Source organism: Komagataeibacter europaeus, from assembly GCF_002173515.1.
Lineage (GTDB): Bacteria > Pseudomonadota > Alphaproteobacteria > Acetobacterales > Acetobacteraceae > Komagataeibacter > Komagataeibacter europaeus.
The window spans coordinates 3,248,463-3,269,462 of record NZ_CP021467.1 but is presented as its reverse complement, the minus strand read 5'-3'; the positions used below and the strand labels follow the sequence as shown (position 1 = coordinate 3,269,462).

Annotated in this window: 19 protein-coding genes; 5 read left to right on the top strand and 14 right to left on the bottom strand. The window is 64.1% G+C overall.

Annotated features, from left to right (window positions below; translation table 11 throughout):
• Window positions 1-4: 4 nt before the first annotated feature.
• The 4 genes from S101446_RS18085 to S101446_RS15000 all read right to left on the bottom strand — a co-directional run bounded on the left by S101446_RS18085 (window position 5) and on the right by S101446_RS15000 (window position 4,854).
• Window positions 5-169: a hypothetical protein gene (locus tag S101446_RS18085; RefSeq protein WP_167376446.1), complete on the bottom strand. Its 165-nt coding sequence runs from the start codon at window positions 167-169 to the stop codon at window positions 5-7.
• A 5-nt stretch (window positions 170-174) separates the two neighbouring features.
• Window positions 175-1,671: a Ppx/GppA family phosphatase gene (locus S101446_RS15010; protein WP_010507619.1), complete on the bottom strand. Its 1,497-nt coding sequence runs from the start codon at window positions 1,669-1,671 to the stop codon at window positions 175-177.
• Window positions 1,672-1,716: 45 nt separating this feature from the next.
• The gene (locus S101446_RS15005) at window positions 1,717-3,870 is read right to left on the bottom strand and encodes an RNA degradosome polyphosphate kinase (protein ID WP_231289830.1); all 2,154 of its coding nucleotides are present in this window, start codon (window positions 3,868-3,870) and stop codon (window positions 1,717-1,719) included.
• A 210-nt stretch (window positions 3,871-4,080) separates the two neighbouring features.
• Window positions 4,081-4,854: an HdaA/DnaA family protein gene (locus S101446_RS15000; protein WP_010507621.1), complete on the bottom strand. Its 774-nt coding sequence runs from the start codon at window positions 4,852-4,854 to the stop codon at window positions 4,081-4,083.
• A gap of 136 nt (window positions 4,855-4,990) precedes the next feature.
• Here S101446_RS15000 and purM point away from each other — a divergent pair, with 136 nt between their 5' ends.
• Both purM and purN read left to right on the top strand, forming a co-directional pair.
• Window positions 4,991-6,091, top strand: coding sequence for a phosphoribosylformylglycinamidine cyclo-ligase (gene purM / locus S101446_RS14995; protein ID WP_019084771.1), 1,101 nt, complete (start codon window positions 4,991-4,993; stop codon window positions 6,089-6,091).
• A gap of 8 nt (window positions 6,092-6,099) precedes the next feature.
• On the top strand, window positions 6,100-6,723 hold the full coding sequence (purN, locus tag S101446_RS14990; RefSeq protein ID WP_087608694.1) for a phosphoribosylglycinamide formyltransferase: 624 nt from the start codon (window positions 6,100-6,102) through the stop codon (window positions 6,721-6,723).
• 223 nt (window positions 6,724-6,946) lie between these two features.
• Here purN and ndk read toward each other — a convergent pair whose 3' ends face one another.
• Window positions 6,947-7,369 (bottom strand): nucleoside-diphosphate kinase, encoded by a 423-nt coding sequence (gene ndk, locus S101446_RS14985; RefSeq protein WP_010507624.1) that lies wholly within the window; start codon window positions 7,367-7,369, stop codon window positions 6,947-6,949.
• A gap of 160 nt (window positions 7,370-7,529) precedes the next feature.
• Between ndk and S101446_RS14980 the strand changes: the two genes are divergently transcribed.
• Window positions 7,530-9,416 (top strand): ABC-F family ATP-binding cassette domain-containing protein, encoded by a 1,887-nt coding sequence (locus S101446_RS14980; protein WP_087608693.1) that lies wholly within the window; start codon window positions 7,530-7,532, stop codon window positions 9,414-9,416.
• Window positions 9,417-9,504: 88 nt separating this feature from the next.
• Here the strand turns inward: S101446_RS14980 and S101446_RS14975 are convergent, their stop codons facing one another.
• Window positions 9,505-10,647, bottom strand: coding sequence for an MFS transporter (locus tag S101446_RS14975; RefSeq protein WP_087608692.1), 1,143 nt, complete (start codon window positions 10,645-10,647; stop codon window positions 9,505-9,507).
• A 283-nt stretch (window positions 10,648-10,930) separates the two neighbouring features.
• Between S101446_RS14975 and S101446_RS14965 the strand changes: the two genes are divergently transcribed.
• On the top strand, window positions 10,931-12,055 hold the full coding sequence (locus tag S101446_RS14965) for an AI-2E family transporter (protein ID WP_010507628.1): 1,125 nt from the start codon (window positions 10,931-10,933) through the stop codon (window positions 12,053-12,055).
• A 497-nt stretch (window positions 12,056-12,552) separates the two neighbouring features.
• On the opposite strand, the gene S101446_RS14960 is transcribed toward S101446_RS14965, so the two are convergent.
• The 5 genes from S101446_RS14960 to S101446_RS14940 form a co-directional block, all read right to left on the bottom strand.
• Entirely contained in the window at window positions 12,553-12,822 is a 270-nt protein-coding gene (locus tag S101446_RS14960; RefSeq protein WP_087608897.1) for a hypothetical protein, read from the bottom strand.
• Window positions 12,823-13,071: 249 nt separating this feature from the next.
• Window positions 13,072-13,659 carry an HAD family hydrolase gene (locus S101446_RS14955; RefSeq protein WP_087608690.1) on the bottom strand — a complete coding sequence of 196 codons (588 nt, stop codon included), beginning with the start codon at window positions 13,657-13,659 and terminating at the stop codon, window positions 13,072-13,074.
• A complete protein-coding gene (locus S101446_RS14950) occupies window positions 13,656-14,144 on the bottom strand; it encodes a hypothetical protein (RefSeq protein WP_087608689.1) in 489 nt (162 codons plus the stop codon). The genes S101446_RS14955 and S101446_RS14950 overlap by 4 nt, the downstream gene beginning before the upstream one ends.
• Window positions 14,145-14,159: 15 nt before the next feature.
• Window positions 14,160-15,296, bottom strand: coding sequence for a DegT/DnrJ/EryC1/StrS family aminotransferase (locus S101446_RS14945; protein ID WP_010507632.1), 1,137 nt, complete (start codon window positions 15,294-15,296; stop codon window positions 14,160-14,162).
• Window positions 15,293-17,227, bottom strand: a complete 1,935-nt coding sequence (locus S101446_RS14940; RefSeq protein ID WP_087608688.1) for a polysaccharide biosynthesis protein — start codon at window positions 17,225-17,227, stop codon at window positions 15,293-15,295. The genes S101446_RS14945 and S101446_RS14940 overlap by 4 nt, the downstream gene beginning before the upstream one ends.
• 103 nt (window positions 17,228-17,330) lie before the next feature.
• Here S101446_RS14940 and S101446_RS14935 point away from each other — a divergent pair, with 103 nt between their 5' ends.
• Entirely contained in the window at window positions 17,331-18,365 is a 1,035-nt protein-coding gene (locus tag S101446_RS14935; RefSeq protein WP_244184289.1) for a glycosyltransferase family 4 protein, read from the top strand.
• A 65-nt stretch (window positions 18,366-18,430) separates the two neighbouring features.
• On the opposite strand, the gene S101446_RS14930 is transcribed toward S101446_RS14935, so the two are convergent.
• The 3 genes from S101446_RS14930 to S101446_RS14920 all read right to left on the bottom strand — a co-directional run bounded on the left by S101446_RS14930 (window position 18,431) and on the right by S101446_RS14920 (window position 20,953).
• A complete protein-coding gene (locus S101446_RS14930) occupies window positions 18,431-18,916 on the bottom strand; it encodes a hypothetical protein (protein WP_010507636.1) in 486 nt (161 codons plus the stop codon).
• A gap of 20 nt (window positions 18,917-18,936) precedes the next feature.
• Window positions 18,937-19,353: a MarR family winged helix-turn-helix transcriptional regulator gene (locus S101446_RS14925; RefSeq protein ID WP_019090537.1), complete on the bottom strand. Its 417-nt coding sequence runs from the start codon at window positions 19,351-19,353 to the stop codon at window positions 18,937-18,939.
• A 160-nt stretch (window positions 19,354-19,513) separates the two neighbouring features.
• On the bottom strand, window positions 19,514-20,953 hold the full coding sequence (locus tag S101446_RS14920; protein ID WP_087608686.1) for a leucyl aminopeptidase family protein: 1,440 nt from the start codon (window positions 20,951-20,953) through the stop codon (window positions 19,514-19,516).
• Window positions 20,954-21,000 lie beyond the last annotated feature (47 nt).

The window sequence follows — 21,000 nt, the reverse complement described above, 5'->3', positions numbered from 1 at the left end:
TGCGTTATGTCCTGCCCATACCTGAAGAGACCGCCTGAAAAGCCCGTCCTTGCGGCATCGTGCAAATTACAAAAAGTTTTGCCGCGCCGCCTTTTTTCAGAAAGGCAACACTCCCCTGAAGCTTTTTGAAAAAAGCTTCAGCAAAAACTTTTATTGTTTCCAGCCCCATACGGGTCAGTGGTCGCGGATCCGGACCGTCATGTCCAGCGCATTGCCCAGGCGTTCCAGCCTGCGCCGCACGCTTTCGCCCTGCACCACGTCACGCCCGGGCGCGAAATGCAGGGACAGGACACGATCCTCACATTCCAGCCGCGTGCCATCCAGCAGCGCCTCGGTCCCGCCACTGACGGTATAGGCCAGCCGCAACGCCTGCCCCAGCGCCACGGCGCGGCCAAACTGCACCTGATCCAGCAACTGCCGCGATGGCTGCAGGTACGCCACCGACAGATCGGCCCCGTACCGCACCGCAAGCGTCAACGACAGGAAGGCCCGCGCCTGATGGGTAAAGCCCACGCCCTGCATGCGCAGGATACGCAGGTAGGTCTGTTCCGCCCGGTATTCGGGGTGGTCATGCGCGCCCACATCCGACAGCCAGCACGCAACCCCGCGCAGGCGGGTCGCCACCTGCCCTTCATCGGGGAAAAGGGGCGCGGTCCATTCCGCCAGCCGTTCCGGCAGGGTCACGCTGCGGCCCAGCATGCAGCACATCTCCCGCGCCACGGCATCCTGCGGGTCGTTATCGGCAACACTTGCGGCAACATTGCGCATGTACCACCCTTCACGCAGGCCATCGACACAGAACACCAGCCCCGTCGAACGCGTGCGCCGCATGAGCCTGCGCAGCACGGTTGCGGCATAGGGTGCATCCTCCAGCCGCTTGCGCGGCACGCCCGGCAGGCGTTCAAGCGAACGCTTGCCCGCGCCGATGATCCAGTCCGCCATTTCCCGCCCCGTATCGGGGGCCAGGCGATAGAGATGGACGATATTCAGCGGATAGGCCGTGCGCGCGATCTGCATGCGCGCCAGTGCACGGAATGCGCCGCCCACCAGGTACAGGTCCTGGTCCTGCACATCATCCAGCCAGCCGACGCGGGCCAGATCCTCATCCACCAGCGCGCGCGCGCGGGCAAGGTCGCCATCGGCACGGTCGTTGAGCCGGATCACACCCAGCGGCAGGGTGCAGGCATTGAGCTTGCGCCCGTTTTCCAGCCGGATCAGTTCCAGCGACCCGCCACCGATATCGGCCACCAGACCATTGGCATCGGGTATGCCGCACAGCACGCCGGTGGCGGAATAATCGGCTTCCTCCTCCCCGCTCAGGATACGGATCGGCACGCCGGGCAGGCGTGATTTCAGCCCCGCCACGAATTCCGGCCCATTGCTGGCGTCCCGCACGGCGGCGGTGGCCAGCACCTCGAAGGGACTGGCCTCCATCCCACGCGCAATGGCGTTGAAACGGGCCATGACCTCCATCGCCAGCGGCACGGCTTCTTCATTCAGGCGCCCCGTCGCGTTCAGGCCCCGGCCCAGCCGCAGGACCACCTTTTCATTGAAAATGGGGGCCGGATTGCGTGAAATCCCGTCAAACACCACAAGCCTGACAGAATTCGATCCCAGATCTATGACCGCCGAACGGCGAAACCCGCCCAGACCCGTCACATCCGGCCCCATACGTCGTCCGCCCATACTGCCATGACCGCGTCCATACCGTAATCCTCAGTCCTCAATAGTCTGTTCCGCATGCCATGGCTGTGACGCGCTGACCCGGATCGGGGCTTCCCCCGCCGTGGCGCCGCGCCCCGCATGAACCGGATGTTCCATGAAATATTCATGCGACGAAAATGGCCTGCGCCCCGGCTCCAGACGCCGCCATACACCATTGCGCTGTAGAATCCATGACTGCAGGTTGTCCTTGAGGTCGATCATCATGATCTGGTCCAGCACGCGGGCATGCACCTGCGGGTCCAGCATGGGGACCATGCTTTCCACCCGCCAGTCCATGTTGCGCTGCATCCAGTCCGCCGATGAGATATACAGCTTCGCCTGCCTGCTGGGCAGCCGGTGCCCGTCGCCAAAGGCATAGATGCGCGCGTGTTCCAGGAACCGCCCCACAATCGACTTGACCCGGATGTTTTCCGACAGCCCCGGCACGCCGGGCCGCAGGCAGCAGATGCCGCGCACCACCGCCATGACCTTTACCCCCGCGCACGACGCGGCATACAGCCGGTCGATCAGGTCGGGATCCACCAGGGAGTTCATCTTGAGCCAGATCTGCCCCGGACGCCCTGCCTGCACATGGGCGATTTCGCCCGCGATCAGGTCTTCCAGCGTGCGGCGGATGGTCACGGGCGAAAACGCGATCGCCTCCATCCGCGCGGGCACGGCATAGCCGGTCATGTAATTGAACAGCCGCGCCGAATCCCGCGCCAGTTCCGGGTTGCAGGTAAAGAACGACAGGTCGGTATAGATCCGCGCCGTGATCGGGTGGTAGTTGCCGGTGCCGAAATGGGCGTAGGACCGCAGCGCGCCGCCCTCCCGCCGTACGACAAGGCTGAGCTTGGCATGCGTCTTGAGGTCTGAAAAACCGAAGACCACCTGCACGCCCGCCGCTTCCAGCGCGCGGGCGAGGCGGATGTTGGCCTCCTCATCAAAACGGGCGCGCAGTTCCACCATGGCGGTCACGGCCTTGCCGGCCTCCGCCGCCTCGATCAGGGCCTTGACGATGGGGCTGTCGCGCGACGTGCGGTACAGCGTCTGCTTGATCGCCACCACGGCGGGGTCAATGGCCGCCTGCCGCAGGAACTGCACCACCACGTCAAAGCTTTCGAACGGATGGTGGACGATCATGTCGCGCGCGCGGATCGCGGCGAAGCAGTCACCGCCGCAGTCAACGATCCGTTCGGGAAAGCGTGGGGTATAGGGCGGAAACAGCAGGTCCGGCCGGTCATCGACAATCAGCTGCTTGAGATCGACCACCCCGATCAGCCCGGACTGCACGAATACCTCGTCAGGGGGCGGGGCCAGCCCTTCCGCCATTGACCGGGCCAGGTCCTCGGGCATGCGGGATTCGATATCGAGGTGGATCACCACGCCACGCCTGCGGCGCTTGAGCGCGCTTTCATACGAACGGACCAGATCCTCGGCCTCGTCCTCGAATTCCACGTCCGTGTCGCGCACCACGCGCATCACCCCCCAGTCCCCCGCCACAAGGCCGGGGAAAAGGCGGTCGATACACATGACAATCAGGCGTTCAAGCAGGATGAAGCGCGTCACCCCCGGCGGCGACAGGGCGACGGGCAGCCGGATGAAGCGTTCGATCCGCGCGGGCAGCAGGATCAGCGCCTCCATCACGAACTGCCCGGTTTCGGCATTCATCAGCCGCAGGGCCTGCGCAATGCCCATGTTGGGGATGAAGGGCAGCGGATGGGCCGGGTCGATCGCCAGCGGCGTCAGGACGGGAAAGACCCGTTCCATGAAACAGGTTTCCAGCCAGGCCTGTTCTTCTTCCGTAAAGGAGATTTCGTCGCATACGACAATGCCCGCCCCCTCCAGCTCGCGCTGCAGGTCGCGCCAGATGCGCTGCTGTTCCTGCAGCAGGCGGCCGGTGCGTTCGCGCACGGCGGAAAGCTGCTGTTGTGGCGTCAGCCCGTCGGGCGAGGTCTTGACCAGCCCCTCGCGCACCTGTCCCACCAGCCCCGCCACGCGCACGGAATAGAATTCATCAAGGTTGCTGGCGCTGATCGACAGGAAACGCACGCGTTCAAGCAGCGGGTTGCGGGGATTGTCGGCTTCATCCACCACGCGCTGGTTGAAATCGAGCCATGACAGTTCACGGTTGATGAAGCGCTTGGGCGATGTCGCGTCGGGCATGGGTTCCACCGGCGCGCGCACCGCGACCTGTCGCCCGGTCGCAGCCGTCCTGCGGCTGCGCGCGCGGGCACGGGGCTTGGGGGCTGTGCCGTCGGGGGCTTTACGGGGCGTTCTGGCCAATGGATTCGATCTCCCGTTCGGGGGTGATATTCCTTGTTGCGTACGACCCTAGGCCAGTGACACGCCACTTGGCCAGAGCAGGCGGCCCGTTCAGGCGTCAGGTTCCATGTCCGTGGTCGCCATGGTGTCCCCCATCAGCATGTCGGCCAGCACGCGCGTGGCAAGGGCGCGGGTCACGGGGCGGCCGGACGCAAGGGCGGCATGGTCCAGCCGGTCCACGGCTTCCTGCATGGCCACGGCCGTGCGCGGCAGGTGGCGCAGCAGCCATTCCACGACCGGCTGCGATACGACAATCTGGCGTTCCGCCAGCAGGCGCAGCAGCAGCACGCGCAAAAGCCCATCGCCGGGCTGGCGTATGGCCACCGCCATGGTCGCCCGCAGCCGGCTTGCCAGGTCGGGCAGCGCCACGGGCCAGCGCGCCGGTGACGTGCGCCCGCCCAGCAGCAGCGCGATCCCCTGTTCACGCGCGGTGTTCAGCAGGTGCAGCAGCGCACGTTCATCCGCGCATTCATCGGCCCGGTCCACCGCCATGGCCATGACCGGCACCCCGGTGGCGCGGGCTGCGAACAGCGCCGTGACATGGGCATGCGACAGGCTGCCGCCATGCAGCAGCACCGCATCATGCATGCGGGCCCATATTTCCAGCATATGGGTCTTGCCCGTTCCCGCCGCCCCCCACAGCGCCAGCCTGCGCTCGGGCCACGGGGTGGGGCCAAGCAGCCAGCTGCGTGCGGCGGCGTTGGAAGCGGAAAAGACAAAATCCCCCGCAGCGAAACGTGGCGTGTGGGCAAACGGCAACACCAGTTGCCCGATCATGCCCGCAACCGCGTTTTCATCCGTTTTCAGCTTCGTGCGCTCAACCACCGCTTTGTGCGTTGCCCCGCCTTGACGTAAGAAGGCCGGAAGTCCCTCTGACCCCGGTCCCGCATGGCGGTTTTCATACCCCGCGTGCGGGAGTCCGGGAAAGTGATAGTTTGATTACGGAAAAAAAGGCCCCCGCATGACATCCGCCCCCTGCCCGCCCAACGCGTCTTCCCCCACCACGTCCGGCGCCACCTACCGGGATGCCGGGGTGGACATCGAAGCCGGTGACGCGCTTGTCGAAGTCATCAAGCCCGCAGCCCGGGCCACGGACCGCCCCGGCACCATGGGCGGCCTGGGCGGTTTCGGGGCGCTGTTCGACCTGAAGGCGGCCGGTTTTTCCGACCCCATCCTTGTTTCCTGCACCGATGGCGTGGGCACCAAGCTCATGATCGCCATCGAAAGCGGATTACATGAGACGGTAGGCATCGACCTTGTCGCCATGTGCGTCAACGACCTGGTGGTGCAGGGGGCGACACCACTGTTTTTCCTGGATTATTTCGCCACTGGCAAACTGTCCGTCGAGGACGCGGCCAAGGTCGTGCGCGGCATCGCCAGGGGCTGCGCCGATTCCGGCTGCGCGCTGGTGGGCGGGGAAACGGCGGAAATGCCGGGCATGTACGCGCCCGGCCATTACGACCTTGCCGGGTTTTCGGTCGGGGCGGCGGAACGCACGGCGCTGCTGCCCGGTGACATCCGCCCCGGTGATACGCTGATCGCCCTGCCATCGGCAGGGGTGCATTCCAATGGCTTTTCTCTGGTGCGCAATATCGTCGCCCGCAGCGGGCTGGGATGGGACGCGCCGTGCCCGTTTGCCGATGGGCAGACGCTGGGTGAAGCGCTGATGACGCCCACCACCCTGTATGTCCACCCCGTGCTGGACCTGCATCACGCGGGGCTGCTGGTGGGGGCGGCCCACATTACGGGTGGCGGCCTGCCGGGCAACCTGCCACGCGTGCTGCCGAAGGGCGTGCGGGCGGTGGTCGATGGCACGGCATGGCCGATCCCGCCGGTGTTCCCGTGGCTGGCCAGCACCGGCGATGTCACGACCGAGGAAATGCTGCGCGTCTTCAACTGCGGCGTGGGCATGGTGCTGGTGGTGCGTGACAGTGATGCCGCCATGGCGCGGCTGGATGCGCGTGGACAGCAGGCCTTTGTCATCGGCACGATTGTTGCGGGTGAAAGCCCCGACAGCCCGGCCACGCTGAGCTTTGACGAACTGCCTGAACTACGCGACTGAACCGACCCGTGATCCACAAGACACCCATCGCCATCCTGATCAGCGGGCGCGGCAGCAACATGCGCGCGCTGATCGAATCGTGTGCCTGCCCCGACTATCCCGCCCGCATCGCCCTGGTGCTGAGCAACAACCCCGATGCGCCGGGGCTGGCTGTCGCCCGGGCGGCGGGGCTTGCGACACAGGCCATCGACCACCGTGACTACCGCCGGGACCGTGCAGCGCATGAACGCGCGCTGGACACCGCCCTGCGCGCGGCGGGCGTGGAATATGTCTGCCTTGCGGGCTACATGCGCCTGCTGACGCCGTTCCTGACCACGGCATGGGCCGGGCGGATGCTGAACATCCATCCCAGCCTTCTACCGGCCTATCCCGGCCTGCATACGCATGAACGGGCACTGGAAAGTGGCGCGCGCATCCATGGCTGCACCGTCCACTGGGTGACGGAGGGCATGGATGAAGGCCCCATCATCGGTCAGGCCGCCGTGCCCATACTGGCCGATGACACGCCCGATGTGCTGGGCGCGCGCGTACTGCAGCAGGAACACCGCCTGTATCCCGCCGCCCTGCACCGCGTTCTGGTGCCCGACGCAGCACCCGCCGCCACTGCATCAGACTGCCTGCTGTCGGTCTGATCAATGATGAAATAAGAACCGCGGTTTTCGGGTGTCGCCTTTTTTCAAGACGGCGGCGTTCTTTGAAGCTTCCTGAAAAAGGCTTCACCAGAAACTTTTCATGATCCGCGCGATCCCCGGAGGCTGTATTTTCCAAATGCCCCCGGACATGAAAAAAGCCGACCCGAAGGCCGGCTTTTCCACTGGCGGGGACAAAAAACCCCGCCACCATGATCCATGCGGATCAGGGCAGGATTTCCGTGCCGGCGAAGAAGAAGGCAATCTCGTTCTTCGCGTTTTCAAGGCTGTCGGAACCGTGGACGGAGTTTGCTTCGATGCTTTCGGCAAACTGCGCGCGGATGGTGTGGGCTTCGGCCTTCTTCGGGTCGGTCGCACCCATCACTTCACGGTTCTTCAGGACAGCGTTCTCACCTTCGAGAACCTGCACCACGACCGGACCGGAGATCATGAAGGACACCAGGTCGTTGTAGAACGGGCGTTCCTTGTGCACTTCATAGAACGCGCCAGCGGTCGCCTTCGTCAGCTGGATGCGCTTCTGGGCGACGATGCGCAGGCCATTGCCTTCGAACACGGCATTGATCTTGCCGGTCAGGTTACGGCGGGTCGCATCGGGCTTGATGATCGAGAGGGTACGTTCGACTGCCATGGGACAGCTCCTTTCAAACGGGTTCTGAAATATACGAGGCGGCATTGGACATAAGCCGACATCACCTTACAAGCGCCATCTAGAGCATATCGCCGCAGACTGGTAGGTACAACCCGCACGAAACCAGCCATGCACCCCATATTGCCGGAGTTTTCCGCCCGTGAGCCTGCTCGTCATATCCGACCTGACCCTGCGCATCGCAGGCCGCACCCTGCTTGATGGCGCCAGCCTGAGCATTGATCCGGGCCGCAAGGTCGGCCTGGTCGGTCGCAACGGGGCGGGCAAATCGACCCTTCTGACCGCGATCGCGGGGGATATCGCGCCCGATGGCGGTACGATCCACATATCAGCGCGCGCGCGCATGGCGCGGATCAGGCAGGAAGCGCCCACGGGTTATGGCTCGCTGCTGGATACGGTGCTGGCGGGCGATACCGAACGGACGGACCTGCTGCGCGAATCCGAAACCACGACCGACCCCACCCGCATTGCCGACATCCATGAACGCCTGCTGGCGATTGACGCCCACAGCGCGCCGGCGCGGGCTGCGGCCATCCTGTCCGGGCTGGGGTTCGATGCGCAGGCGCAGACCCGCCCGGTCTCGGACTTTTCAGGCGGCTGGCGCATGCGCGTGGCGCTGGCCACCGCGCTGTTCCTCAACCCCGACCTGCTTTTGCTGGATGAGCCGACCAACCACCTGGATCTTGAGGCCACGATCTGGCTGGAAAACTGGCTGGCACGGTTTTCGGGCGCGGCGCTGATCGTCAGCCATGACCGCGGCCTGCTGGACCGCGCGGTGGACGCCATCGCCCATCTGGACCACGGCAAGCTGACGCTGACGCCGGGCGGGTATGAGGAATTCGTGCGCATCCGCACCGAACAGGCCCTGCAGCAGGCCCGCATGGCCGAACGCATCAACGCCAAGCGCGCGCACATGCAGTCCTTCGTGGATCGTTTCCGCGCCAAGGCCACCAAGGCCAAGCAGGCGCAGGCCCGCATCAAGGCACTGGAAAAACTGCCACAGATCGACAGCGTGGTGGAAGATACGCCCAGCCACTTCTCCTTTCCCGAACCCTCCCCCCTGCCGCCGCCCATGCTGACGATGGAGCGTGTTTCAGCCGGTTACGGCGATCACACCATTCTGTCCAACCTGTCGCTGCGCATCGACATGGAAGACCGGATCGCCCTGCTGGGCGCCAACGGCAACGGCAAATCCACCTTCGCCAAGCTGGTGGCGGGACGGCTGGAACCCCAGTCAGGCACGATCCAGCACAGCCCGAAGCTGAAGGTCGGCTATTTCGCCCAGCATCAGGCCGAGGAACTGCGTCCGAACGAAACCCCGGTGGACCACATGGCCCGCGCCCTGCCCGACGCCACGCCGCCCGCCGTGCGCGCGCAGCTGGCCCGTTTCGGGCTGGATGCGGAACGCGCGGAAACACCCACGCGCGACCTGTCGGGGGGGGAGAAAGCCCGCCTGTTGCTCGCGCTGGCCACGCGCGATGCGCCGCACCTGCTGATTCTGGATGAACCGACCAACCACCTTGACCTTGACGCACGTGACGCGCTGATCCGGGCACTGGCGGAATTCGAGGGCGCGGTTCTGCTGATCAGCCATGACCCGCATCTGGTTGAACTGGTGGCCGACCGCCTGTGGCTGGTGGGCGATGGCACGGTCCGCCCGTTCGAGGGCGACATGGCCGAATACCGCACATGGCTGACCGAACGGGCGCGCGCGGTCTCGAACAACGATCCCGCCCGTCCCGTCGCGGCCCCCAGGCGCGATGACCGCCGCGAACGCGCCGAAGCCCGCAAGGCCACGGCCCCGCTGCGCAAGCGCATCCGCGACGCGGAACAGCTTATGGCCCGGCTGGTGGCCGAGCGCGCGAAGCTGGAAGCCCGTCTGGCGGATCCCAAATTGTATGAAAGCGGCAAGGCGGATGAAGTCACCGCACTGAACACCCGGCTGGCCGCCATCGGACGCGAACATGACAGCGCGGAAGAAGACTGGCTGGAAGCCGAAACGGAACTGGAAGCTGCCAGCACGGAGTAGACATTGCCCAAAAGTTCTTGATGAAGCTTTTTTAAAAAAGGCGGCACCCGAGAACTTTTATTATTTTATATCAATCTTTTAGCCTGTTCTAAACCGGGTCAGGCGCGTGCCGTTTCCCACGTTGGGCCAGCAGTCCGGTCAGGAAAATCACCAGTCCCATGGCTGACAGCCCGGCCCCGGCCCATCCCACGTCCTGCGCGCCGTGGCCCGCAGCAATCACCGCCCCGCCCAGCCAGGCGCCAGAGGCATTGGCCACGTTGACGGCGGAATGGTTCAGCGCCGCCACCAGTCCCTGCGCATCCGCCGCCACATCCATAAGCCGTGTCTGCAACGCGGGCAGCAGGGCAATGATGCCCCCCATCAGGCTGGTCACGATCAGCACCAGAACCATGTTTCCCGCGCATACGGAAAACAGGCACAACATGACGGTACTGGCCACCAGCGTCACCACCACCGCCAGCGCGGGGCTGATATCCACCAGCCGGGCACCGGCCATGTTTCCCGCCACCATGCCCACGCCCCACAATGACTGCGCCAGCGGCACGATCCAGGCCGGCACGCCAGTCACCGTAAGCAGCACCTCCGACAGATAGGTGCCGACACAGAACATGCCGCCAAAACCGACCGCCCCCGTCGCCAGCGTGAACCATACCTGTGGCCGCCGCAGCGCACCCAGTTCACGCAACAGTGAACCCTGCGGATCAGGCATCATGGCGGGCACCGTGCGCGCGATCATGACAAGCGCCAGCAGTTCCATGGCCGCGATGAAGGCATAAACCGCTCGCCAGCCCAGCATCTGCCCCGCCCAGGTCACCAGCGGCACCCCCACGACATGGGCGACCGTCAACCCCACGAACACGCCGGCCACCGCCCGTCCCCTTCGCGCGGGATCGGCCATGCCCGCGGCCACAAGTGCCGCCACGCCATAAAAGGCCCCATGCGGCAACCCGGTCAGGAAACGTATGACCAGCAGCGTCCCGTAACCCGGCGACAGCGCTGATGCCGCATTGCCCACGACAAACATGGCCTGCAGCGCCAGCAGCAACCGGTAGCGTGACAGGCGCGCGCCAATCAGCGTGGCCAATGGGGCACCGATCACCACACCCACCGCATAGGCACTGATGACATGTCCCGCCACCGGTACCGACACACCAAGCGAACGGGCGACACCGGGCAGCATCGCCATCAATGCGAACTCCCCCGTGCCTATGGCAAAGGTAGCGACAGCCAATGCCCATCCTGTCCGCCCGGGCCGCACGGGCGGGGCCGGATGTGATGAAGAAATATCTGGAGTACTCAATGTCCGCCCTTTTCCGACAGCAGATATTGGCTTACGCCTTAAACGGTCACGAAGGGAACGCTCCCGCTGGATCCCACGCCCTGGCCTGCCGCCAGTTAGTGGAATTTTAGGCCAACGCAATCCATATCCCCTTCCCGGACGTTATCCCGGCTGCGGCTGTGCTGGCGTTCACGTTCCACGCAGCCCCTTTCATGGCCACCATACGGACATATAGATGACAGCCTCTTCCCCGCTGGATCCCACGCCTGACGCACCTGCTTCCCGACCTGCCCCGAAAAAAGACGAAACACCCGATCCCCGTGCCCAGCAGCTGGCGCGCATCTACGCCCTGCTGCGGCTGACACTGGTCATCACCATCGTGGTCATGCTGATCTGGGTGGTGGGCGACGTGCTGATGGTCATTTTCGCGGCGACCCTTGTCGCCGTGATCCTGCATAACCTTGCCGGCCTTGTGGAACGCCACACGCGCATGCCCTACTGGCTGTCGCTTACGGCGGTGGTCGTGGTCATCATCAGCGCGCTGACCGGACTGATCTGGAGCAGCGGGCCCGAAATATCGGAACAGGCCGTAAAGCTGCGCACCGCACTGAGCGAGCAGGCGCATAACCTGCGTGACAGCATGGGCCATTCCTCCACCGGGCGCATGATCCTCGACAACCTGCCCACGACGCTGGGGGGAAACGAGCAGTCAGCCAGCAGCAGCGGATTCGGTTCGCTGGCGGGATCCATGACCGGTTTCGTCTCCTCCGCGTTCGGGGCTGCGGGCACGCTGGCGGTCATTCTGATCGCGGGACTGTATTTCGCCATCTCGCCCGAACTGTATGTCAACGGCATGCTGCGGCTGATCCCGCATGAATACCGTCGCACATCGCGCGAACTGCTGCTGACGGCAGGACGCACCCTGTGGGCATGGACGGCGGGACAGGCGCTGGACATGACCGTGGTGGGGCTGCTGTCCTTCATCGGGCTGTGGTGCATTGGCGTGCCGCTGGCGCTGGCGCTGGGGGTCGTGGCGGGCATGGCCAACTTCATCCCCTATATCGGCGCATTCGTCGGCGCGGTGCCCGCCGTGCTGATCGGCCTGTCACAGGGCACGCGCGAAGGGGTCATGGTGCTGGGCCTGTATGCCGCCATCCAGTTCTTTGAGGGCAATGTCATGGCCCCGCTGATCCAGCGCCACGCGGTGAAGATGCCGCCGGGCCTGACCATCCTGTCCCAGACGATCTTTGGCACCATTCTGGGCATTCCGGGGCTTATCCTGGCGTCACCGCTGACGGCGGCCCTGCTGGCGACCGCCGACCGCGCCACCCCGAAGCTGAAGGACGACGAGCGGGTCTGAACGCCCCCTCACGACAATGGATTGATAATGAATCACCATTTCCGGGTGCCCCTTTTCAGGAAAACAAGGGGGCACCCGGAAAACTCTGGCAGCGGCAAAACGGCTGGACCCGGATGTAGGGATGCAAGGACCAGCCACCTGATTTTTCTTGACCCGGAACGGACGGCCCGTTTCAGAAACGGGACATCGCTGCACTTGTGACCAGCGACATTCCACCCCGGACGACTGGCATTGCGCGTCAGGCGTCCAGTTTGACCGTTTTCAGCAGAGTCCGATGAATGACGGTATTTTCTATAATAATATTATTGATTCAATGAAGTGTTATTTTAATAAATCATAAATAGTTATTTATATGTATATTATTTTTATTTATATAAAATACATAAATCATGATAAACTGAATTAATAATTCAGATTCATCAATATAGTATTATTATATTTCTGATATATTATTAACATTTTGCGCTTCCCCGATGGTCAGGGTTTCATACGCATGATTAATCATCATACCACCTGTAACGGGGATCGCGAGGAGCGCAGACGACCATAAAGAAGTAGATAATTGCCCCGGCTATCCATATTACCGCAAGGGCCAGAGCCGCTATGACGAAATAGTACGCCACAAACAGTGGCCAAAGCAGAACATGCAGAAACGTATGGAACGTTATGTATTGAATACCATGGAATCCAAAGATGAATACCTGAAACATGACCCCCACCAGCAGGTAGAGCAGGACTATCTTGTAGGTGGAAGGCGTCTCTGTCACGTTCCGATTCCTGCGTACGAATGTTTCCATATGGACAAGGCATACCTGCCCTAACACATTATAATACCACCCTGTCTATATTATTTATGAAAAAGAGCAGGCAGACATCTGCCGCAAGGGCTGCATGCCCTGTTCCGACCATGCCCCCGATCATATCCGGGGCTGTAGCCAGACCACACCCCGGTGCATCGCACCCGCCCGTGTCGATGCGCCCCGGACAAACGAAGCCGGGTCGGGGCGCGGTTATCCTTATCCGGTCAGCAGGGTATTCACATCCACATGCGCCATGCCCGCGCGGGTGGCGGCCAGCATGCCCTCGCGGCTGTCCTCGAATACAAGGCATGACGCAGGCGGCAGCGCCAGCCTGCCCGCCGCCAGCAGGAACATGTCCGGCGCGGGCTTGGGATTGTCCACGTCATCTATGGTGATGATGGCGTCAAACAGCCGTTCCAGCCCAAGGTGGCGCAGGCAGGCGGTCACGATCTGCCGTGACCCGTTGGACGCCACCGCCATGGGCAGGCGACCGTGGTACTGGCGGGCAATGTCCGCCACCACGGTAATTTCACGCAGCACATGCAGCCTGCGCAGCATGCTGTCGCGCGCCTGTGAAATGATGCCGTGGCGGTTCACGCTGCGGCCCAGCCTGGCCTCGACAATATCCAGCACCATGTGTTCGGACATGCCGCCATGGCCGTGGAACCATTCGGGCGGCACGCTCTGCTCTATGGCGTCCTCAAGGGCCGCGATCCAGCCCTCGCGGTATAACGGCAGGCTGTCGACCAGCGTGCCGTCACAGTCAAAGATCAGGCCCGCCGTATCCGCGCGCACCGGGCTCATGGAAAGGCGGACCGGGGATAGTCGTACTGGTTGACCAGGTCACGCAGGGCGTTGAAGTCCCTGTCCTTGAAATGGTGGAAGCGGATGACCGCGCCGGGCCTTTCCTCCACAAACACGGTGTTGTTCCAGTCAGCGGCGCTGATACCGGTCCACAGCGTGATGCGGTAGGGGGCCGCCGACTCACCGGCAGGCTGCTGGCCCTTGTGCTCGACCTGCATTTCCAGCACCGCATCCCCGCTGGATGGCGGGGTCTGCCCCAGCGGGCCCCAGCCCGCGGTATGGGCCTGCAGCCAGTCATTGAGCGTATGGACCTGTGCCGCCGTCAGCGTGCGTTCCCTGCGCATCGGCCCGACGGCAATGGTGCCCGTTTCCATGGTGGGAAAGCTGAGGGGCCGGAAATTGGGCAGGGCGATAAGCCACAGCCCCGCCGCCGTACCGATCGTGATAACCAGGAACCCGATCAGCAGGGCTGTCTCGCGTCTCATTTGCGTATGATCTCCTTATGCACGCACGGCCGCGACGACCCGGCCCACGTCATGATCCGACAGTTCCGCATGCAGCGGCAGCGCCATGATCCGGCGCGACAGGTCTTCCGCCACAGGCAGCGCCGCGCCATCATGGGCGGCGACATAGGCAGGCTGCTGGTGCAGCGGAAGCGGATAATAGATGGCCGACGCCACGCCATGGCTTTTCAGCTTGTGCTGCAGGGCGGCGCGGTCTTCCTGCCCCTTCGTCAGCACGGAATAGATCGCCCACGAACCATGGCTGTGCGCCACGCGCGCGGGCGGGATCACGCGGCCCGCGATGCCCGCGTCATACGCATCGGCAATGGCGCGCCTGCGTTCGAGTTCCATGTCGAACACATCCAGCTTGGCCAGTAGGATCGCGGCCTGGATGGTGTCCAGCCGCGCGTTCATGCCGGTGCGCAGCACCTCGTAGCGGGTCTTGCCTTCGCCATGTGTGCGCAGCGAGCGGTAGAGTTCGGCCCGCTCGGGGTCATCGGTCAGGATGCCACCCGCGTCGCCATAGGCACCCAGCGGCTTGGAAGGGAAAAAGGACAGGGTGGTCGCCACCGCTTCGCGCCCCAGCCTGCGGCCCGACAGCGTCGCACCGAATGCCTGCGCACAGTCGGCCATGAGGAACAGCTTCTCCTCCGCCGCGATCGCACGCAGTTCGGGCCACGGGGCGGGCTGGCCAAACAGGTCCACGCCAATCACCGCGCGCGGGCGCAGCTTTCCTGCCTTGCGGACATCGGCAATGCGTCTGCGCAGGCTGGCGGGATCGATCTGGAAGGTGGCAGGGTCCACATCCACGAAAACCGGGGTCGCCCCCAGCACCAGCGGCACCTCCGCCGTGGCGGTATAGGTGAAGGCGGGCAGGAACACGGCGTCACCCGCACCGATTCCCTCGGCCATCAGGACGATCTGGATGGCATCCGTGCCGGATGAGACGCCAACACACTGCGCAGCCCCGCTATAGCTGGCCAGCCGCCCTTCCAGTTCGGTGACTTCCGGCCCCATGACAAAGCGGCAGTGTTTCATGACCGCATCGACACGCTGCCGGATTTCGTTGGAAATCAGGCTCTGCTGCTGGGGCAGGTTCAGAAAACCTATGGGTGCTTCCGCCGGAGCGTTCATGATGCATTCCTTTCCACATCGATCTGCCCCGCTGTGTCCGGAGTGGCCACACCATGCGGGTTATGGGCAAATTCGGGGACAAGCCTGCGGACAAGGTCCAGCGCGCGCGCGCCATCACCATCCCGGCATGCCAATGTAAGTGCATCCATGATATTGGCCACCTGCGCAAGGTCCACCGTACGCGGCGTTGCCATCCGCAGGCCGGGACAGTCGGTGGGTTGCAGGATTTCCTGCTTGTAAAACAGGTCCTCGGCCAGCTTTTCCCCCGGCCTCAGCCCGGTAAAGCGGATCTGCACGTCCCGGTCGGGCCGCAACCCGGCCAGCACGATCATCTGGCGCGCCAGATCGACAATGCGCACCGGCGTACCCATGTCCAGCACGAACACCCCCCCGCTACGCAGCAGCACCGCCATGCCGTCCGCCTGTCGCCCTGTGCCCCGGGCACTGGCCTGCAGCACAAGCCCGACCGCTTCCGACACGGTCATGAAATACCGCGTCATGCGCGGGTCGGTCACCGTAAGCGGGCCACCACATTCCAGCTGGTGGCGGAACAGGGGAATGACCGACCCCGTCGATCCCATGACATTGCCAAACCGCACGGTCACGCATTGCATGGCGTGCCCGTCGTCGCGGTTTCGGGCTTTCACATCCAGCGCCTGGCAGTACATTTCCGCAATGCGCTTGGACGCCCCCATCACACTGGCGGGGTTGACCGCCTTGTCCGTCGAAATCAGAACCATGGCCCTGACCCCGTGCCGGGCGGCGGTATCGGCCACGATGCGGGTGCCGGTCACGTTGGTCAGCAGTCCCTCGCACGGGTTTTCCTCCACCATGGGCACGTGCTTCAGCGCCGCGGCATGGAACACCAGTTCGGGGCGGAAACGGGCGAATACACGCTCCATCCTTCCCGCATCGCGTATATCGGCCAGAACAAGGTGGCGCGTAATGTCAGGGGCCTTTTCCGCCAGGTCGATATCCACCTGCCATAACGGGAATTCGCCAATATCCACCAAAACCAGCTGATCAGGGGCGTGGCCCGCGATCTGGCGGGCCAGTTCGCTGCCGATTGACCCGCCTGCCCCCGTAATCAGCACGCGCCTGCCGCGCAGCATATCGGCAATGCCCTGCCCGTCAGGCGCCACAGCCGGACGGTTGAGCAGGTCCGACAGCCTGACCGGGTGCAGCGGCGCCATGCTCCCCCCGGCGATACCGGACAGATCGGGCATGCAGCGTACCTGCGTGCCGGTTTCCTGCGCCATCCGCAAAACGGCAGACAGGCGTTCGCCACGAAAGCGGGGATCGGCCACCACCAGCAGCAGTTCATCTTCCGCCCTGAAAGCCGACAGGATACAGGGCAGATCCGCCACCTGCCCCAGCACCGGCACGCCACGCAGCCTGCGGCCGGGTCGGCGCTGGCGGCCTTCGACCACCATGCCCACGACTAGCCCGCCCATATCCGGCATCAGGCTGAGAAAACGGCTGGCGTCCTCCCCGTCCCCCAGCAGGATCACGCGCCGTCGCCCGCCCCTGTCGCGACCATCCCGACAGGACCGCCAGAACTGGTAGCCTGCGCGCGCTCCCGCCATGATAACAAAGGCCACCATGGCGTACGCCACGCCGAACGCTGCCGCGCGCATCACACCCGACAGGTCGAGCACGCCCGTGACCACCATGCCCGCCAGCACGCACGCGCCCGCCAGCCGCCAGAAATCGGACCGGCCCGCAAAACGCCAGTGCTGCTGGAACACCCGGAACGGCCAGCCCGCAACCCCGATGGCGGCCATGCCCAGCGCGGGCAGGCCCCACCATGGCCATGCGGCGTCACGACAGGCGCTCAATCCCGTCGCCACGATTGCGGCAAGGCCGCCCATGACCGTATCAAGGGCGCTGTTTACGGCCAGTGTCCGTATCTTGCGCAGACACTCCGCCATGCCACCGCTGTCTGAGGATTGCGTAACCATTACCCTCCCCCTATAGCCGAGCAGATGCAGGGCAAGAAGGAGAGATCATGCGCCCCTTCCAGCTTTCATGACCATGTCCCACCCATTTCATGCGGAAACCGCCTTTTTCGCGCTGTTCCTGCTGGCCGCGGCCCTGATGTCCGCCGTGCTGTCGCGACGGGTGATTGCGATGCGCGTGCTGGATTACCCGACCGGGCGCAGCGCCCATGACATGCCGGTGCCAAAGGGCGGCGGACTTGCGATTCTGATCGTATTCGTGGTGGGCGTGCCGCTGGGGCAGATGATCTGCCACCGCCACGCGGACATGACGGACGTGACGCTGCTGCTGGCCACGGTGGGGCTGGGACTGTTTTCATGGCGCGATGACATGCACCCCATGCCGCCCCTGTGGAAACTGGGGGCGCAGATTGCAGCCGCCCTACTGGTCGCGTGGGGCGACATGGCTGGCGGGACGGTGCATGCGCTGACAACAGGCGGCCTGGGGCTGCGGGTCGTGTGGCTGGTGGCCCTGTGCAACTGTCTCAATTTCATGGACGGGCTGAACGGACTTGCCAGCGGGTGCACGCTGATCGCGGGCGTGATCGCGGCGGGGCTGTTCATGCTGGCGGGCGGCGGGGTCGAAACATGGGGCAGCGCCCTGATCCTGGCGGCCGCCTGTGCCGGGTTCCTGCCCTTCAACTTTCCCCATGCGCGGCTGTTCATGGGGGATGTGGGAAGCCAGTGCTGCGGGCTGGTGCTGGGGGCGCTGGGCCTGCGCATGGCGGGCATGCCGCAACTGGTCCATGGGGCGTGGCTCATGCCGCTCATGCTGTCGGGGCTGCTGGTGGATGTCATCGCAACCCTGCTGCGGCGGATGTACCGTCGCCGTCCCGTCATGCGCGCGCACCGGGAACATTTCTATCAGATGGCCCATCGCAGCGGCATGCAGGCGGCCGATATTACGGTCGTGACATGGGCCAGCACCGTATGCGGCGGCATGGGGGCCGTGGTCATGGGCATGGGATGGGTCAGGCCCGGTCCGGTCGTGCTGGCGGTCAGTTTAATCCAGCTTGTCTGGATTACCGCCGTCATACGCCGGGTGGGACGTGCGCCCGGCCTGTCATGGTAGCCAAAAAAACAGGGGGAGCAGCCTGTCGGCCATTCCCCCTGTTTCCTTTGTCCTGACAGCGGATCTTATTTGCGCAGGGTAATCTTCATGCCCTGTGCCGCGGCGGCCAGGCGACCACCGGAACTGGACGTATCAAGGCGGATACGGACACCTGCGGGGTTGTTGAGCAGCACGGCGCCCACGCCGGTACCGGCCGTGACATCCCCGTTGACGGCGGCATAGCTGCCTTCAAAATCCTTGACCTTGGTGAGGTTATAGACCTCCCCCTGGCCACTGATGTTGGCATAGCCTACGGCCGCCAGCGAACCGCCCTCGATCTTGAAACGGTAGGTGTGGTTCTGGAACACCAGCTTGCCCGTGCCCCATGTGTGGCCAACCCCGATATCAAGCGACTTGAACTTCATCGTGACATGCCCCGACGGCGTGCCAAGCGATGATTCCGCGGCCCGGGCCAGTGTCGGCGCCGCCGCAAGCGGCGCCATGATCATGGCAAGGGCAACCAGACGTCGTGAGATGCGCATGGAATTGAAACCTTCTGTCCGTTCGAGCATGAAGTGAACCCTCATGTAACTCAGCCAGCGCGGCGTTGTTCCTCGGTCCGGCGGGTACGCGTGGTCTTGCGCACGGGTGCCGCCTTTTCCTGCGTCGCCGCTTCATTCACGATGCTGCACAGGTCGCGCAGGTAGGCCTTGCCCTTGATCGTGTGCTTGATCAGCACGGAACGGCGGTCCATCGGGTCAGGCGCACGGCGGGCCAGATCCAGCGCCTTCAGCCGGTCCAGCGCGCGGGTGATGGCGGGCTTGGACACGTTCAGTTCAGCCGCAAGACCACGCACGGTATGCGAACCGTCGCCGCGCAGGTAGCAGGTCAGGAACACGGCCAGCTGCCGTGCCGACAGGTCGGGCCCGTCACGGCGGACCATCGCGACAATGGTGTCGCGCAGCGAATTGATCATCTGATCCGTGTTAGCGTCTGATGACTTGCTCATCGGTGAAAATCCTCTGTCAGAAATCAGCCTGCACGCCGGCGCGCATGGATGCGGAATCGGGTGGACTGGAATGGTGCGTTCTCGTTCTGCCTATATAATTGGCATTTACGGCATATATAAGTCGCACCAACCAAATTAGTTCGCATCCGGCATTGTTTCTTTAGTGATGCATTCTGTCCTCGATATTAAATATTTTTAACATTCCTTCGTAAACTGCTCTTAAACCAAGACTTTCTCCGCCTTCTGGCCGTCCGGGCCGCGACGAATCATTCCATCCATACGTATCGATATGAACCCAGCGCACATCAGTTTTGACAAAATTCTCTAGAAAAAGCGCCGCCGTGATCGCCCCACCCATGGGTTTGGATGAAATATTGTTCATATCTGCCACCGGACTGCGCAGCCATTTCCGGTAACCCGGCCATAGCGGCAACTGCCACAGCGGGTCCCCACAGGCCAGACCGGACGCCACCAGCACGGCCCCCGTCGCGTCATGGTTGGTGAACAGGGCGGGCACATCCGGCCCCAGCGCCACGCGGGCCGCCCCGGTCAGGGTCGCGGCATCCACCAGCAGGTCGGGCTGGCGTTCGCACGCCGCGTGCAGCAGGTCACACAGGACCAGCCTGCCTTCGGCGTCGGTATTGCCGATTTCCACCGTCAGCCCGGCGCGGGTCTTCACCACGTCCGATGGCCGCATGGCATGGCCCGATACGCTGTTTTCCACGCAGCCCAAGCGCAGTTCCAGCCTGACTGGCAGGTCACGCAGCATAACCAGGCGCGCAAGGGCCAGCATGATGGCGGCCCCGCCCATGTCCTTTTTCATCCGCAGCATGGAGGAGGGCGGCTTGAGGTCATACCCGCCCGTATCGAAACACACGCCCTTGCCCACCAGCGACACCAGTGGCGCCGTCTCAGTGGCGGTGCTGCCCTGCCAGCGGGCCTCGACCACGCAGGGCGCGCGGTCCGACCCCACGCCGACATGCAGTACGGTCGGGAATTCCTGCGCCAGCCGCGCCCCGCGAATGACCGATACATCCGCCCCCAGCGGGGCAAGCGCCATCTCGGCCGCCTTGGCCAGGTCATCCGGCCCCATGAGGTTGGGCGGCGTATTGATCAGCGACCGGGCAAGGTTGATGCAGCGCGCCATGCTGGCCGCCGCCTGCCCCGCCGCATCCACCACCAGCCGCGCAGGCGGGGCGTCGGGGGCGGTGTCGCGGCCAAAAGCGGGCATGCGATAGGCGCCAAGGCAGAAACCCAGTGCGATGTCGCCCGCCTGCACATCCGCAGGTGCGCTGACCCGCCATGATCCGGCGGGAAGCGAGTCGGGCAACGCCCCGAACACGAACGGGTCGGCGCCATCCGCCTGTTCCGCAATGCCCAGCAGGGCTGTCGCGATCGTGCCATCCGCGCCGGGCAGCAGCAGCACCTGGCCATAACGGGCGGCAAAACCGGCCTGACGGGCAAAGCGGGCCGCCACTTCGCCCACCACCGCATCCAGTTCCCCCAGCGCGGAGGGACGGATGGCATGCACCATACCTGCGGTCCCATCCCGCATATCGGCCGCCGCGACCAGACAGTCCTGCATTTCCAACGCGTTCATTGCACGTCCCTTCCCTGCATATGTTCCTATTTCCAGCAGGGTGCGTC